Annotated in this window: 12 protein-coding genes; 1 reads left to right on the forward strand and 11 read right to left on the reverse strand. The window is 69.2% G+C overall.

Features of this window, described 5'->3' with window-relative positions:
• The first annotated feature begins 304 nt into the window (after positions 1 to 304).
• Positions 305 to 2686, forward strand: a complete 2382-nt coding sequence (locus ACIBTM_RS07500; RefSeq protein WP_395875669.1) for a chitinase C-terminal domain-containing protein — start codon at positions 305 to 307, stop codon at positions 2684 to 2686.
• A gap of 148 nt (positions 2687 to 2834) precedes the next feature.
• On the opposite strand, the gene ACIBTM_RS07505 is transcribed toward ACIBTM_RS07500, so the two are convergent.
• The 11 genes from ACIBTM_RS07505 to ACIBTM_RS07555 all read right to left on the reverse strand — a co-directional run bounded on the left by ACIBTM_RS07505 (position 2835) and on the right by ACIBTM_RS07555 (position 13644).
• Positions 2835 to 3413: a 1,2-dihydroxy-3-keto-5-methylthiopentene dioxygenase gene (locus tag ACIBTM_RS07505; protein WP_395875670.1), complete on the reverse strand. Its 579-nt coding sequence runs from the start codon at positions 3411 to 3413 to the stop codon at positions 2835 to 2837.
• A complete protein-coding gene (gene mtnB / locus ACIBTM_RS07510) occupies positions 3410 to 4042 on the reverse strand; it encodes a methylthioribulose 1-phosphate dehydratase (RefSeq protein WP_395875671.1) in 633 nt (210 codons plus the stop codon). The genes ACIBTM_RS07505 and mtnB overlap by 4 nt, the downstream gene beginning before the upstream one ends.
• Positions 4039 to 4755, reverse strand: coding sequence for an acireductone synthase (gene mtnC / locus ACIBTM_RS07515; RefSeq protein ID WP_395875672.1), 717 nt, complete (start codon positions 4753 to 4755; stop codon positions 4039 to 4041). Before mtnC ends, mtnB begins: the two co-directional genes overlap by 4 nt.
• Complete coding sequence (locus ACIBTM_RS07520) at positions 4752 to 5762, reverse strand: methylthioribose-1-phosphate isomerase (RefSeq protein ID WP_395875821.1); 1011 nt, start codon at positions 5760 to 5762, stop codon at positions 4752 to 4754. The genes mtnC and ACIBTM_RS07520 overlap by 4 nt, the downstream gene beginning before the upstream one ends.
• Positions 5762 to 6892, reverse strand: a complete 1131-nt coding sequence (locus ACIBTM_RS07525; RefSeq protein WP_395875673.1) for an acyl-CoA dehydrogenase family protein — start codon at positions 6890 to 6892, stop codon at positions 5762 to 5764. The genes ACIBTM_RS07520 and ACIBTM_RS07525 overlap by 1 nt, the downstream gene beginning before the upstream one ends.
• Positions 6889 to 7617 carry a nucleoside phosphorylase gene (locus ACIBTM_RS07530; RefSeq protein ID WP_395875674.1) on the reverse strand — a complete coding sequence of 243 codons (729 nt, stop codon included), beginning with the start codon at positions 7615 to 7617 and terminating at the stop codon, positions 6889 to 6891. The genes ACIBTM_RS07525 and ACIBTM_RS07530 overlap by 4 nt, the downstream gene beginning before the upstream one ends.
• Positions 7614 to 8474, reverse strand: coding sequence for an ABC transporter permease (locus tag ACIBTM_RS07535; protein ID WP_395875675.1), 861 nt, complete (start codon positions 8472 to 8474; stop codon positions 7614 to 7616). The genes ACIBTM_RS07530 and ACIBTM_RS07535 overlap by 4 nt, the downstream gene beginning before the upstream one ends.
• On the reverse strand, positions 8471 to 9475 hold the full coding sequence (locus tag ACIBTM_RS07540; RefSeq protein WP_395875676.1) for an ABC transporter permease: 1005 nt from the start codon (positions 9473 to 9475) through the stop codon (positions 8471 to 8473). Before ACIBTM_RS07540 ends, ACIBTM_RS07535 begins: the two co-directional genes overlap by 4 nt.
• Positions 9472 to 10989: an ABC transporter ATP-binding protein gene (locus tag ACIBTM_RS07545; RefSeq protein ID WP_395875677.1), complete on the reverse strand. Its 1518-nt coding sequence runs from the start codon at positions 10987 to 10989 to the stop codon at positions 9472 to 9474. The genes ACIBTM_RS07540 and ACIBTM_RS07545 overlap by 4 nt, the downstream gene beginning before the upstream one ends.
• The gene (locus tag ACIBTM_RS07550; RefSeq protein ID WP_395875678.1) at positions 10970 to 12007 is read right to left on the reverse strand and encodes a BMP family ABC transporter substrate-binding protein; all 1038 of its coding nucleotides are present in this window, start codon (positions 12005 to 12007) and stop codon (positions 10970 to 10972) included. The genes ACIBTM_RS07545 and ACIBTM_RS07550 overlap by 20 nt, the downstream gene beginning before the upstream one ends.
• Before the next feature lie 68 nt (positions 12008 to 12075).
• Entirely contained in the window at positions 12076 to 13644 is a 1569-nt protein-coding gene (locus tag ACIBTM_RS07555; RefSeq protein WP_395875679.1) for a purple acid phosphatase family protein, read from the reverse strand.
• Between the last annotated feature and the right edge of the window lie 198 nt (positions 13645 to 13842).

The following is a 13842-nucleotide window of genomic DNA, read 5'->3' on the forward strand; positions in this document are numbered from 1 at the left end:
TGTCACTGGACACCTGCGCGCGCCGGGGGCCGCCGTGTCGCGAAAGCCACTTTCGGGACATCAGACGTCGCGAAAGTGGCTTTCGCGACACGCCTTGGCCGAACTGTCCACAAGAGACACCAAGGACCACGTGGCCATACCACTCACCTGATATGGCCGGCGGTATGGACCAGACCTGACGAACCACAGGTACGCTCCGCCGTACGGCACAGGATGGAAATTGGTCTACACCTATTGACGCGCGCCAGGTCATCGGCCCAAGCTGCTGTGACCGAGGGCCATCTTCCACTGTCGGAGGTTCGGCGTGCCAAGGAGAACCAGGAAACTACTCCCCCTGCTGGCGTCGCTCATCACGCTGGCCGGACTCATGATCGTCGTCATCACCCCGTCCACGTCGAGTGCGGCAGGCCACGAGGACTGCCGTCCCGACGGGCTGTACCGGACACCCGGCGTCGACACCCCCTACTGCACCGTCTACGACACGAACGGCCGGGAATCCCTGGGAGAAGGGCATTCCCGCCGCGTGATCGGCTACTTCACCAGCTGGCGCACCGGAAAGAACGGCGCGCCCGCGTATCTGGCGAGCAACATCCCGTGGACCAAGGTCACTCACCTCAACTACGCGTTCGCGCATGTCGACGCGCAGAACAAGGTGTCGGTCGGCGCCGCGGGCCCGAACAACGAGTCCATCGGCATGGAATGGCCGGGCGTTCCCGGCGCGGAGATGGATCCCTCGTTGCCCTACAAGGGACATTTCAATCTGCTGAACAAGTACAAGAAGCAGTACCCGAACGTGAAGACGCTGGTTTCGATCGGCGGCTGGGCCGAGACGGGCGGCTTCCTGAACCCGGACGGCACGCGCAACGCGTCGGGCGGGTTCTACAAGATGACACAAAGTCAGGCGAGTATCGACACCTTCGCAGATTCCGTCGTGAAGTTCCTGCGCGACTACGGATTCAACGGCGCGGACATCGACTACGAGTACGCGACGTCGGCGAACTACGCCGGCAACCCGGACGACTACTGGATCGCGCAGGCCAACCGGGGCACCCTCTGGGCCGGCTACGAGAATCTGATGCGCACGCTGCGCCACAAGATCGACCAGGCGGGCGCCGCCGACGGCAAGCACTACCTGCTGACCGCGGCCGTCCCCGCGTCCGGCTGGCTGCTGCGCGGCCAGGAGGTCTACGGCGTCACGCAGTATCTCGACTACGCCAACATGATGAGCTACGACCTGCACGGCGCGTGGAACCAGTTCGCCGGGCCGAACGCCGCGCTCTACGACAACGGCAAGGACGCGGAACTCGCGCACTGGCAGGTGTACACGACACCGCAGTACGACGGGCAGGGCTATCTCAACACCGACTGGGCCTATCACTACTTCCGCGGCGCCATGCAGGCCGGCCGGATCAACATCGGTGTCGGGTTCTACACCCGCGGCTGGCAAGGGGTATCCGGCGGAACGAACGGGCTGTGGGGCAAGGCTCCACTGCCGGACCAGAAACAGTGTCCACCGGGCACGGGATCCCACGTCGGCTCGACAGTGCCGTGCGGCAACGGCGCGATCGGCATCGACAACCTCTGGCACGACATGAGCCTGACGGGCGCCGAGGTACCGGCGGGCGCGAACCCCATGTGGCACGCGAAGAACCTCGAGAACGAGATTACCCCGGACTACCTGGAGAAGTACGGGCTGGACCCGAAGAACAACCCGAAGGACCGGCTCTCCGGCTCCTACAACAGGTTCTACGACAACTCGTTGGTGACGCCGTGGCTGTGGAACAACGACAAGAAGGTGTTCCTGTCCACTGAGGACGAAGAGTCGCTCGCCACGAAGGCCAAGTACGTGGCCGACAAGGGCATCGGCGGCATCATGATCTGGGAACTGGCGGGCGACTACGCCTTCGACAGCGCCAAGGGCCAGTACTTCATGGGCGAGACGCTGATCACGAAGATCAACGACGGCCTGCGCGGCGCCGCCCCGTACGGCAACACCAAGTCGTCGCGTCCCGCGCCTTCGTCGGTGCTGAACGCGAACGTCAACCTGACCGGATTCGCGCTGGGCGACGCGAACTACCCGATCACCCCGCGGATGCGCATCACCAACAATTCGACCACCACCATCCCCGGTGGGACGAAGATCGAGTTCGACTACGGCACGAGCGCACCCGGCAGCATGTCCGACCAGTCCGGCTTCGGCCTGACGGTCACGAGCAAGGGCCACAGCGGGCCCAACGTCGGCGGAATGAAGGGAGACTTCCAGCACGTCGCGGTGACCGTGCCCAGCTGGCAGACCATCGCCCCGGGCGCCACGATCGAGATCCGGCTGAACTACTACATGCCGATCGCGTCGCCGTCGAACTTCACGTTCACCTTCGGCGGGACGACGTACGCGATCGCGTCGGACAACCCGCGTGGCGGTGGTACTCCGCCGACGACGACCACCACACCGACGACGGGAACCACGACCACTACCACGACCAGTCCGACCACCACGACCCGGACGACCACCACCACCCCGACGACGACCACCACGGTGCCGTCGGACGCCTGGAAGCCGGGTGTCGACTACGCCACCGGCGCCAGGGTGACCTACAACGGCACGGCGTACGTGTGCCGGCAGGGCCACCGGTCGCTGGCCGGCTGGGAGCCGCCGAACGTGCCCGCTCTCTGGGCACCTGCCTGATCGACCCCGGCAGTGCGCTAGGAACGGTCCTTTCCTTGCGAAATTTGCAAGGAAAGGACCGTTCCTGGCATCCGGACGTGTCAGGAAAGGGTCGTTCAGGACACAAAACGTCCTGAACGACCCTTTCATGACATCCGGGAAGCGATCCTCAGTAACGCCCAGCGGTCAACTCGTCGAACCCCGGGAAGTCCCCCGCCAGCGTCGCACCGGTGAAGTCGCCGACCCATCCGCCGTCGTCGTGGAAGAACCGGATGGACACGTAGTCGGGCCGCGTCCCCATGTCGAACCAGTGCGTGGTGTTCGCGGGCACGCTCAGCAGGTCCCCCGCCTCGCACAGCACCGCGTACACCTTGCCCCCGACGTGCAGGTAGAACACGCCGGACCCACGCGCGAAGAAGCGGTCTTCGTCATCGTCGTGGGTGTGCTCGGCGAGGAACTTCTGCCGGGCTTCGGCGGCCGTGGCCGCCCAGCCGGGTTCGTCGGACGGGGTCATGCGGACGGCGTCCACGAACGTGTAGCCCTCGGCCGCCGAGACCTTGGCGATCGGCTCCTCGTAGGCGGCCAGCACCTGCTCGGGCGTCACTTCGCGCGGCAGGTCGGGCACGAGGTCCCACCGTTCGAAGCGGACACCGAGCCGCCCCAGTTCCCCGGTGATCACGGCCGGATCCTCGGTCCTGAGCGCGATCTCGCCGGGCCGGTCGTCCGGCCACACGGTCAGCAGGGTCACCGCACTCCCCTTTCTCCAGTGACGAGTCTTGTCTCTACCCGGAACCGGAGCAACCACTCCAAACATTCCAGGCGATGACGCGCGTGGCGCAGGTCATCGCCCCAGACGTAGATCCCGTGCCGCGCGACGATCACCGCCGGCGTGTCCGCCCGGAACCCCGCCTCGAACGCGTCGCCGAGGACACGCATGTCCTGGCCGTTGGCGATCACCGGGATGGTCACCAGGTCGTCGTGCGCGGCGCGGCCGAAGCCCTTGAGCATCTCCAGGTCGCGCAGTTCGACGCCGTCCGGCCAGTGCTCGGCGGCCACCACCGGCGCGAGCGCGTGCACGTGGATCACCGCGCCCGCGCCCGACACCGCCGCGATACGGGCGTGCAGTCCCGCCTCCGCCGACGGTACCTTGTCCGGATGCGGCTGGTCGGCGACGGCGAGCCCGTCCTCGCCGACCACCACGACATCGTCGCTGGTCAGCTCGCCTTTGTCCCTTCCGCTGACGGTGACCGCGACCCGCAACGGGTCACGCCCGAGCACCACCGAGAGATTGCCGGACGTGCCCCGCATCCAGCCCAGCCCGGCGAACCGCGCGGACTCCTCGGCCAACGCGCGGCCGGCCAGCTCCAGCACGCTCATCGAGGGACGACCTTGATCTCGTCGAAGGTCCGGATCGTCCGATGTGTCCCGAAATCGGCCTCGCCGAACGGCTCGCCCTCGCGTGCGAGGCCGACGGTCTGCCAGCCGTCGGCGGCGGCCCCGTCGAGTTCGGCCGGGACGTCGGAGAAGAACACGACGTCGCCCGGCTCGGCCTCCAGCGCGGAGGCGATCGCGCGGTACGACGGCGCCTCGCGTTTCGGCCCGGCGTTGACGGTGTCGAAGTGCTTCTCGAACAGCCCGGTGACGTCGCCGTCGGTGGTCCGCGAGAACGACGCGATCTGCCCGGCGACCGAACCGGACGAGAACACCGCGAGCCGCAGCCCGGACTCGTGCCACGACCGCAGGGCCGGGGCGACGTCGCCGAAGAACTCCGTCGTCAGGTCGCCCTCGGCGTACCCGCGCTGCCAGATGAGCCCCTGCAACGTCTTCAGCGGCGCGATCTTCCGGTCCGCGTCCATCCAGCCGTGCAGCACCCGCACGACGTCCGCCGTGGACGCGTCCGCCGGGAGCCCGCCGAGTTCCTTGATCGCGGCGACGGCGTCGACGACCTCCGGGTCGCCGGCGTGCTCGTCGATCCACGGGCCGAGCCGCGGACGCGCGTAGTCGTAGAGGGTCACGTGCACGTAGCTGGTGGCGGTCAGCGTGCCCTCGATGTCGAGGACCACCCATCGGGCGGTCAGCGTTGCGGTCACTGGTTCGCTTCCCCTTCTGCGTAGTACTCGCGGAGCCGCCCGGGTTCGAAGACCCCGCGGTCGGTCACCACCGTCGTCACGAAACGCGGTGGTGTCACGTCGAAAGCCGGATAGTGCCCACGGGCGCGCTCGCCCGCGACTCGGTGGCCGAGCGCGCTCAGCACCTCGTCTCCGTCGCGGTATTCGATCGGCACGTCGGCGCCGGTCGGCGCGGCCTGGTCGGGTGCCTGGACCATCGCGTGGAACGGCACACCGAACGCCTCCGCGGCCACCGCGAGCCCCAGGGTGCCGATCTTGTTGACGACGTGGCCGTCCATGGTGACGCGGTCGGCCGCGGTCACCAGCGCGCCGACCTCGCCCGACGCCAGCACCGCGGCCCCCATGCCGTCGGTGATCAGCCGGGTGTCGGCGCCCATCTCGGCGAGCGTCTCGGCGGTCAGCCGCGCGCCCTGCAGGTACGGCCGGGTTTCCGTGCAGAAGAAGGAGAACTCCTTGCCGTGGCGCCGCGCGGCGAGCACGAATTCGACGAGGTACAGGTCCGCCCAGCAGTGCGTCAGCACGGTCGCCTTGTCCGGCACCAACGCGGCCGCGTGTTCGCCGAGCGCGCGGCTGCGCGACCGGTACAACTCGTCACCCGCCCGCGCCCCGGCAGTCGCCGCCTCGACGAGATCGCCCGTCGATTTGTCCACTTCGGACAGCACGGCGGCCACGGCCTTGCGCAGATGGTTGTTGGTCTTGCGGGTCGCGACGATCCGCTCCCCCGCCCGCAGCAAGTACGCCCGGGGGTCCGCGTGCCCGGACGCTTCGCGCGCGGCGAGCACCATCGCGCCCAGGGCGGCGAAATACGGCCCGGACGACTGCGTGACCATGTCTTCGATGGCGACCGCGACCTCCTCCGAGGTCCGGCAGAGCACCCATTCCCGCTCGAACGGGAACACCCGGCGATCGAGGATGTGCACGCCTTCGCCGTCGAGACGGACGCTTTCGGCGAGGATCGGCAGCGTCATCAGCTGTACCCCGAAAGGCACGGCGGGATCCCGTTGAGGAAGTGGTCGCCGACCTCGCGTGCCTTGTACGTCACGGGATCGTGCAGGGTGAGGGTGCGGGCGTTGCGCCAGAAGCGGTCGAAACCGTACTTCGTCGCCGTGGCCCGCGCACCGGTGAACTCGAAGACCTTGCTCGTGGTTTCGACCGCCACCCGGCTCGCCACGATCTTCGCCGACGAGATGGCGATCGCCGCTTCGGCGCGCTCGGCCGGAGTCAGGTCGAAACCGCGTTCGTCGGCCTCGCCGAGCGCGGAAACGGCGGCATCGACGGCGAATCCGGCCGCTCGCGCCGTCGCGACCAGCTCGCCGTAGCCCGCCAGCGTGTACGGATCCTGTGCTGCTTTGTCCACATCGGACAGTGTCCATGGCCGGGCGGACTCCCGCGTGTAGCCGGCCGCCGCGTCGAGCGCGCCGAACGCGAGGCCGACGTACACCTGCGCGAGCATGAGCTGGAACCCGATCGCCGCCAGCGAGATACGAGGCACCTTCGGATCGGACTGGTCCTCCGGCTGGGCGCCGAGCACGTCGTCCTCGGCGACGCGGACGGCCTCGAACCGCACCGCGCCGCTCGCGGTCAGCCGCTGGCCGATGTTGTCCCAGTCACCGGGGAAGGTGATCCCCTCGGCCCGCGCGTCGACGACGAAGGTCAGCTTCTCGCCGTTGTCGGTCCTGGTCGCGCTGACCACCAGGCGGTCGGCGACAGCCGCTCCGGTCGCGAAGGTCTTGGTGCCCTCGACGGTGAACCCGCCGTCGGCCGGGGTCAGGAGCAGGGCGGCGTCGAGCGGGTTGCTCACGCCCGCCCAGAACCAGCCGGATTCGCTCGCCGCGCGCGGCCCGAACAGGCCGGTACGCCACAGCTGCAGGTAGTGGTAGCCGAGCAGATGGCCGACCGACGCGTCCGCGGCGGAGACGATGCGGGTGGCCTCGTTCGCGGCCGCCCAGCCGGCGGTGTCGAGCAGGGGCAGCAGCCCGGACTCACGCAGCAGGCCGACTTCGTGCACCGGCAGACGTCCGGCCAGATCGCGCTCCGCGGCGTCCGCCGCCAGGGTGCTCGCCAGCTCGTGAGCCGCCTTACGCCACACTTCGGTCATTCCGCCCCTTCCACGTCGATGAGAGCGTCGAGGGCGACACGAGTAGCCCTCGACACTCCCTCGGCCACGACTTCGCGATGCGGGTCGTAGGCCGACGGGTCGGGGTGGTCGGGCCGTGCGTCGCCGTCGATCACGAGCACACCACCGGCCCGCAGGCCGCGCAATGCCGCGAACACCAGCAACGTGGAGAGTTCCATCTCAATGGCGATCACCCGCGCGGCCAGGTACTCGGCCATCGGCAGGGTGAGCACCAGCGGGCTGAACGCGGCCCGCGTCCACACCACGCCCCGGTGCGCCTCCGGTGCCACGCGGCCGAGCGCCACGACGATCTCCGGAGTGGCGAACGCCGGGTACTCCGGATGGATGAGCTGCTGGGTGACGCCGTCGTCGCGAACCGCCGCCTCGGCGATGACGAGGTCGCCGTCGGTGATGCCGTCGGCCAGCGAACCGGCGGTACCGAGCCGGAGGAACGTGCGGACGCCCGCTTCGGCCAGTTCGCCGAACTGGCACAGCGCGCCCGGCCCGCCGACGCCGTGCGACGACACGACGACCGGGACGCCCTTCCAGGTGCCCGTGTAGCTGCGGTACTCGCGGTTCTGCCCGACGAGGACGGCGTCCGTCAGCGCCCCGGCCACCGCGGTCGCGCGATCGGGATCGCCCACGACCAGCGCACGCGGCGGCAGTCCGTGCCGGGGGATCTTGGTGATGGGCAGGACGTCGCTCACGCGGGCAGTCCCTTCTTGCGCTTGTTGAGATTCGACAGGAACAGCGCCACGAGCGTGACGACATAGGGAGCGGCGTCGGTGGCCTGCTGCGGCAACCCGATGCCTTGCAGCCGGAAACCGAACGCCTCGGCGAGGCCGAACAGCAGCGCCGCGAGCAGCACGCCGAGCGGATGCGCGCGGCCCAGCATCACCGCGACGACGGCGATCCAGCCGCGACCAGCGGTCATGTTCTCGGCGAAGAGCGTCACCGAGCCCAGCGCCAGTTGCGCGCCGCCGAGACCGCACAGCGCTCCCCCGGCGAGGATCACGCCATAGCGGTACTTGGTCACGTTGACACCGAGACTGGACGCGGCCTCCGGACGTTCGCCGACCCCGCGCAGCCGCAGGCCCCACGGATGCCGGTAGAGCAGCACCGCGAGCGCGGGCACGGCCAGCCAGGACAGGTAGACCAGCAGCGACTGCCCCGGAATCGGGCCGAACTGGCCCAGGCCTTGCAGCGAAGGGTCGCTGAAGGAGCCTTCGGTGCCGAAGACGGTGCGAATGAGGAAGCTCGTCAAGCCGACCGCGAGCAGGTTGCTCGCGACGCCCAGCACGATCGGGTCGCCGTCGAAGGTGATCGAGCCGATCGCGAGGATCAGCGAGTACGCCGTCGCCGCGATCACGGCCACGACGACGCCGATCCACGCGCTGCCGGTGTACCAGCTCCCGGCGACCGCGCCGAAACAGCCGACCAGCAGCGAGCCTTCGAGGGAGATGTTGAAGACCCCGGCCCGCTGGCACAGCGCGCCCGCGAGCGCGGCGAACAGGATCGGTGTCAGCGCGGTGAGCGCCGAGGAGAACAGGCTCGCGTCGATCATGCGCGCCTCGCCTTCCGCTTGAAGACGCCCGACGTCGCCGCCAGGAAGATGATCAGCACCGCCTGCAGGACCGCGGTGAGTTCGCGCGGGACCTGGGTGGCGCGTTCCATCGCGAACCCGCCGCTGGTCAGCGCCGCGAAGAAGACCGCCGCAAGCAGCGTGCCGAGCGGGCTGGCCCCGGCGAGCAGCGCGGCGAGCAGGCCGATCCAGGTGTACTGCGGCGTGATCAGCGCGCCGTCGATGAACCGGTACGGGAACCCGAGGACGGCGATCGCGCCGACCAGACCGGCCGTCCCGCCCGAGGCCGCCAGCAGCCGCAGCGTGAGTTTCGGCCGGTCGATCCCGGCGTAGACGGCGAACCGCGGCGCCCAGCCGGTCACCTTGGTCTCGAAACCGGCGGGAGTGCGGGCGTCGATCACCGTGTAGACCGCGATCACCGCCACCACCAGGAAGATCCCGGTCGTCACGCCGTCGATTTCGGGCAACCGCGCGCCTTCGGCCAGCTGCGGGCTCTGCGGCAGGCTGGAACCGGCGTCCTTCAACGGGAACCGCACCAGATACCCGGCGAGCGACATCGCCGGATAGCTCAGCAGCAACGTGCTGATCAGCAACGGGACACCGAGCCGGTTCTCGCAGACCGCGGCCAGCGCGGCGTACGCGGCTCCGGCGATGATCCCCGCGAGCAGCGCGAGGATCACCTTGACCGGCCCGGGTCCGGGCACGTACAGGCCGACGGCGAGCGCGCTGATCGCGCCGAGCACCAGCTGTCCCTCGCCACCGAGGTTCACCATGCCCGCGCGCAGCGGGATCGCGAGCGCCGTGGCCATCCCCGCGACGGGGACGGCGTAGGCGAGGGTGGCGCCGATGCCGTCGGGGCCGAAAGCGCCGGAGACGATCGCGCCGTAGGCCGCCAGCGGGTCGGTTCCGGTGGCCAGCAACAGGATCGCGCCGAGGACGAGCGCCGCGGCGACCGGGACGGCGACGAGCCGGAGGCGGCTCATCCGGCACCTCCCGCCATCGCGAGCCCGATCGTGTGCTGATCGGCCTCGTCCTTGGTGAACTCCGCGACGATCCGGCCTTCGAACAGCACCAGCACCCGATCCGACAACGCGAGGATCTCGCTGAGCTCGGCGGAGATCAGCAGGACGGCGTGCCCGGCGTCGCGATGGGCGACGAGCCTCGCGTGGATGTTCTCGATCGCGCCGACGTCGACACCGCGGGTGGGCTGTTCGATCAGCAGGAACGGCGCGTCGTGGGTGAGTTCGCGGCCGAAGATCGCTTTCTGCTGGTTGCCGCCGGACAGTGTGCCCATCGCGGCGGCGGGGCCGGACGCGCGGACGTCGTAGTCCGCGATGATCGCCGACGCGTGGTCGTCGATCGCCTTGCGGCGCAGGAATCCCTTGCGCACCAACGGTCGCTTGCGGTGGAAGCCGACGGCCAGGTTCTCCCGGAGGCCGGCCGTGGGCGCCGAGCCGACTTCGGCGCGGTCCTCCGGGACATGGGCGAGCCCGGCGTCCCTGCGTGCGCGGACCGGCAGACCGTCGAGAATCTGTCCATTGAGGACAATGTTCCCGCCGGTCTTCAGCAGGCCGGTGATGGCACCGGAGAGTTCGGCCTGCCCGTTGCCGGCGACCCCGGCGACGCCGACGATCTCCCCGGCACGCACGGCCAGGGACACGTTGTCCAGCAACAGTTTTCCTTCCGTACCGGGAACCGACAGGGAACGGGCTTCGAAGACGATGTCGCCGGGTGTCCCGGCCGGGTGGACGCGATCGAGGTCGACCTCGCGTCCGGTCATCGCCGCGGCGAGCCCGCCCGCCGTCTGGTCGGCGGTGCGCCCGCGGGCGCTGACGCGGCCGTCGCGCAGCACCGTGACATGGTCGCTGACGGCGAGGACCTCCTGGAGTTTGTGCGACACCAGCAGGATCGTGCGGTCCTCGGCCGCGAGGGCGCGCAGCACGCCGAACAGCCGCTCGGTTTCGGGCGGGGTCAGCACGGCGGTGGGCTCGTCGAGGATCAGCACACCGGCGTCGCGGTACAGCAGCTTGAGGATCTCGACGCGCTGCCGGAGCCCGACCGGCAGGTCACGGACCCGGTCGCCGGGCCGCAGCCGCAGTTCGTGTCGTTCGATCAGCTCGGTGACGCGGGCCGTGGCCGCCTTGCGATCCAGCAGCCCGCGACGGGTCGGTTCGCTGCCGAACACGACGTTCTCGGTGACGGTGAGTTCGCCGAACAACGCGAACCCCTGCTGCACCATGCCGACACCGGCGTCGATGGCCTGTGCGGGCGAGCCGAAGGAGACCTCCTTGCCGTGCAAGGAGATCGTGCCCTCGTCGGGCCGGTGAAGACCGTAGAGCACGGACATGAGCGTCGATTTGCCCGCGCCGTTCTCCCCCATCAGGGCGTGGATCTCGCCTCTGCCGACGTCGAGGTCCACCTGGTCGTTCGCGAGCACTCCGGGGAACCGCTTGACGATCCCCCGGAGTGAGACGGCGTCAGGACTTGGCGGGGTCATCGACGACGATCGCGCCCGAGATGATCTGGTCCCGCAGTTCGCCGACCTTGGCCAGCACGTCGGGATGACTCGCGACGACGCACTGCGACGTCGAAGCGTCCGGCTCCAGCCCGGTCAAGGAGATGCCTTTCTCCTTGACACCGTAGGACTTCGTCTCGCCGGTCTTGCCGCCGAGGATCGCGTCGACCCCGTCGCCGATGACGACGTTGGTGCGCTTGATGACGTTGTCCACGACCTGGCCGGGGCTGGCCGGGCACTGGTTGGCGTCGACTCCGAACGCGAAGAAGCCACCCTGTTTGGCCGCCTCGAACACCCCGAGGTTGCCCGCCGCGGAGGCCGCGCCCATGACGTGGTCGACACCCTGACCGGCGAGCGTGGTGGCCAGCGCCTTCGCGCGGGCCGGGTCGTTGAACGGGTTCGCGCCGCCGATGAACAGCGGGGCGAGCGTGGTGCCAGGCTTGGCCTTCTCCGCGCCCTGCCCGAACGGGATCGAGTACCGGCGGAACTGGGGCGCGTCGAGGACGACGACCGCACCGACCTTGCCGCTCTTGCTCAGCAGTCCGGCTTCGGCGCCGGCGAGGTAGCTGCCCTCGTGCTCACGGAACACCGCGCACGTCACGTTCGGGAACGGCTTGGTGGTGCAGGAGTCCACGAACAGGAACTTCTGCCCGGGGTTGCGCTCGGCCTCGGCCGCGATCGCGTCGGCGAAGTTGAAGCCGACGGCGACGATCACGGCGGGCTTCTCCCGCACCGCCGCCGCGAGGTTCTGCTGGATGGAGGCCGGATCGGTGCTCTGGTAGACCTTCTGCGTCCCGTTGTGCTTCTTGGCCGAGTCCTCGATGCCCTGGACGGCGAGTTTGAGGAAGTCGTTGACGCCGACCGGGCTCGGCGTGATCAGGACCAGCGCGGGCCCGGCGGCGTTCCGGTCGGCCGGGTCCTTGGCCGAGGCGTTGCAGGCGGCGAGGAGCGTGACGGCGGAAACGGCCATGACGGCCCGCAGGAGGGTTCTCGGCGACATGTCCCGGACTGTATGTCTCCGGTCCACGATATGGCACCGATTCCCACCATGCGGAACCGTGTAGGGCGTTATACGTCGCCCGGGTCGGCGCCCAGGAGAGCGTGTCGTGACCGATGGAGACCGGCGGTGCGGCGCAGGGTGAAGCGGTCGATCTCGGCGCCGTCGTTGCGCAGGGTCCGCACGGTCAGCGTCGTCCGGCGGCCGGTCCAGGCGGGCTCGACGTCGATCGCGAGGAACGAGTAACCGGTGTAGCGCACGCGGGACCACGAGACGGTCTCAGTCACCTTCTCGCCGCCCTTGACCCAGTGGTACGACTGGAACTCCCCCGCGAACGTGTCGGGCACCGGGAAGCTGTAGAGACTCTTGCCGCCGCCACCGCAGGTCGCGTACACGGTGCCGTCGCGGTCCGGCTCGACCGTGTCGCCGATTTTGACCTCACGGGTCACCTTGCCGCCGCGCAAGGCGTCGGTGCGCTCGTAGATGTGGTTGTGCCCGTTGATCACGAGGTCGACCCGGTACTCGTCGAACAACGGGACCCACTGCTCGCGGACGCCGCCCTCCGACGCGTGCTGGTTGGTCGTCGAATAGGCGCAATGATGGAAGAACACCACGATGAAGTCGACGTCCGGCTGCGACCGCAGATACCGCAGGCGGCGCTTGAGCCACGCCGTCTGGGAGCCGTGCGAGTAGCCGAGATTGGCGGGGATCTCGTAGGAGACGTCGTTGGCGTCGAGCGAGATCACCCCGACGTTGCCGTAGATGAAGGAATAGACACTGGGGCAGTCGTGTGGACCCGTACCGGGGAAATCCCAGCGCTTGACCTGGCCGCCGTAGCCGTCGGGTGAGTAGAGGGCCTCCATGTCGTGGTTGCCGGTGGTGACCATCCACGGCACCGACGCCGCGACACCCTCGATCTGACGGTAGTAGGCGTCCCAGACCTTGGGGTCGAAGAGGTCGTGGTCCGCGTCAGGCTTGGACCCGGGCGGCTTGCCCGCGCCGCTCGGATCGGCGTACGCGATGTCGCCCGCCAGCAGGTGGAAACGCGGATTCTGACGCGCGACCGCACCGTCCTGCGCGAGCGCCGTCGTCGAGACCCCCTGGTCACCGAACGCGGTGAAAGTGAACCTGTCCGCCGGGATCCCCCGCGCAGGCGCGGTGGTGAACGTCGAGATCGCGGCGGGACCGCCGTCCCCTGAAGCCGGGTCGAAACCCTCGTGCCCGACGGCGTACCGGTAAGTGCGGCCGGGCCAGAGGTGGTCGGCCTCGGCGTGCAGGTAGTACTGGTCGTACGGCGCGATGACCCCGGCGACCTCGGAGTGCAGCGCGCGGACCTCGGCCGGGATCCGGTGACTCCAGCCGCCGCACTCGTCGGCGATGCGCAGGAACGGCTTCCGCACCGGCGCCGGCACCTGCCACGCGACCCGCATCGACGTCCGAGGGTTCCGGCCGAACGCGAGATGCCGCCCCGCCGGGACGACCTTGTCACCGTCGGCGTACGCGGTGCCCTGCAAGAGAAGCGGACCGGCCGCGAGGACGGCGCCCTTCAGAATCGTGCGGCGGCTGAGGTATTCGTGTTGTTCGGCCATCGTGAGGTTCGCGGCCAGCGTGTCGGGAACACCGACCCTGGGGATTTCCATGCGCGGGATACTCGCCGACGGACATGTTCGGCTCGCGAAGGTGAGACCAACGGGAGTGGTCGAGCTGCCCAGGGTGGGATCAAGGGGTTCTCAAGCGGGCTTTACCTTTTCGCGGTCATTTGAGCGCTTGGCGCGGGGAATGCATTTAGTCGACTAAATGCGGCGGGGTTGCTCAGGGCGAATCAGGGTTGGCGGCCG

Source organism: Amycolatopsis sp. NPDC049868 (assembly GCF_044461365.1).
Lineage (GTDB): Bacteria > Actinomycetota > Actinomycetes > Mycobacteriales > Pseudonocardiaceae > Amycolatopsis.

What these genes read in the sequence shown, in the direction of transcription:
- ACIBTM_RS07535 (WP_395875675.1), bottom strand. Translation starts at nt 8,474, where the DNA reads ATGATCGACGCGAGCCTGTTCTCCTCGGCGCTCACCGCGCTGACACCG.
- mtnB (WP_395875671.1), bottom strand. Translation starts at nt 4,042, where the DNA reads ATGAGCGTGCTGGAGCTGGCCGGCCGCGCGTTGGCCGAGGAGTCCGCG.
- ACIBTM_RS07525 (WP_395875673.1), bottom strand. Translation starts at nt 6,892, where the DNA reads ATGACCGAAGTGTGGCGTAAGGCGGCTCACGAGCTGGCGAGCACCCTG.
- ACIBTM_RS07540 (WP_395875676.1), bottom strand. Translation starts at nt 9,475, where the DNA reads ATGAGCCGCCTCCGGCTCGTCGCCGTCCCGGTCGCCGCGGCGCTCGTC.
- ACIBTM_RS07550 (WP_395875678.1), bottom strand. Translation starts at nt 12,007, where the DNA reads ATGTCGCCGAGAACCCTCCTGCGGGCCGTCATGGCCGTTTCCGCCGTC.
- ACIBTM_RS07555 (WP_395875679.1), bottom strand. Translation starts at nt 13,644, where the DNA reads ATGGAAATCCCCAGGGTCGGTGTTCCCGACACGCTGGCCGCGAACCTC.
- ACIBTM_RS07520 (WP_395875821.1), bottom strand. Translation starts at nt 5,762, where the DNA reads ATGACGCTGCCGATCCTCGCCGAAAGCGTCCGTCTCGACGGCGAAGGC.
- ACIBTM_RS07545 (WP_395875677.1), bottom strand. Translation starts at nt 10,989, where the DNA reads ATGACCCCGCCAAGTCCTGACGCCGTCTCACTCCGGGGGATCGTCAAG.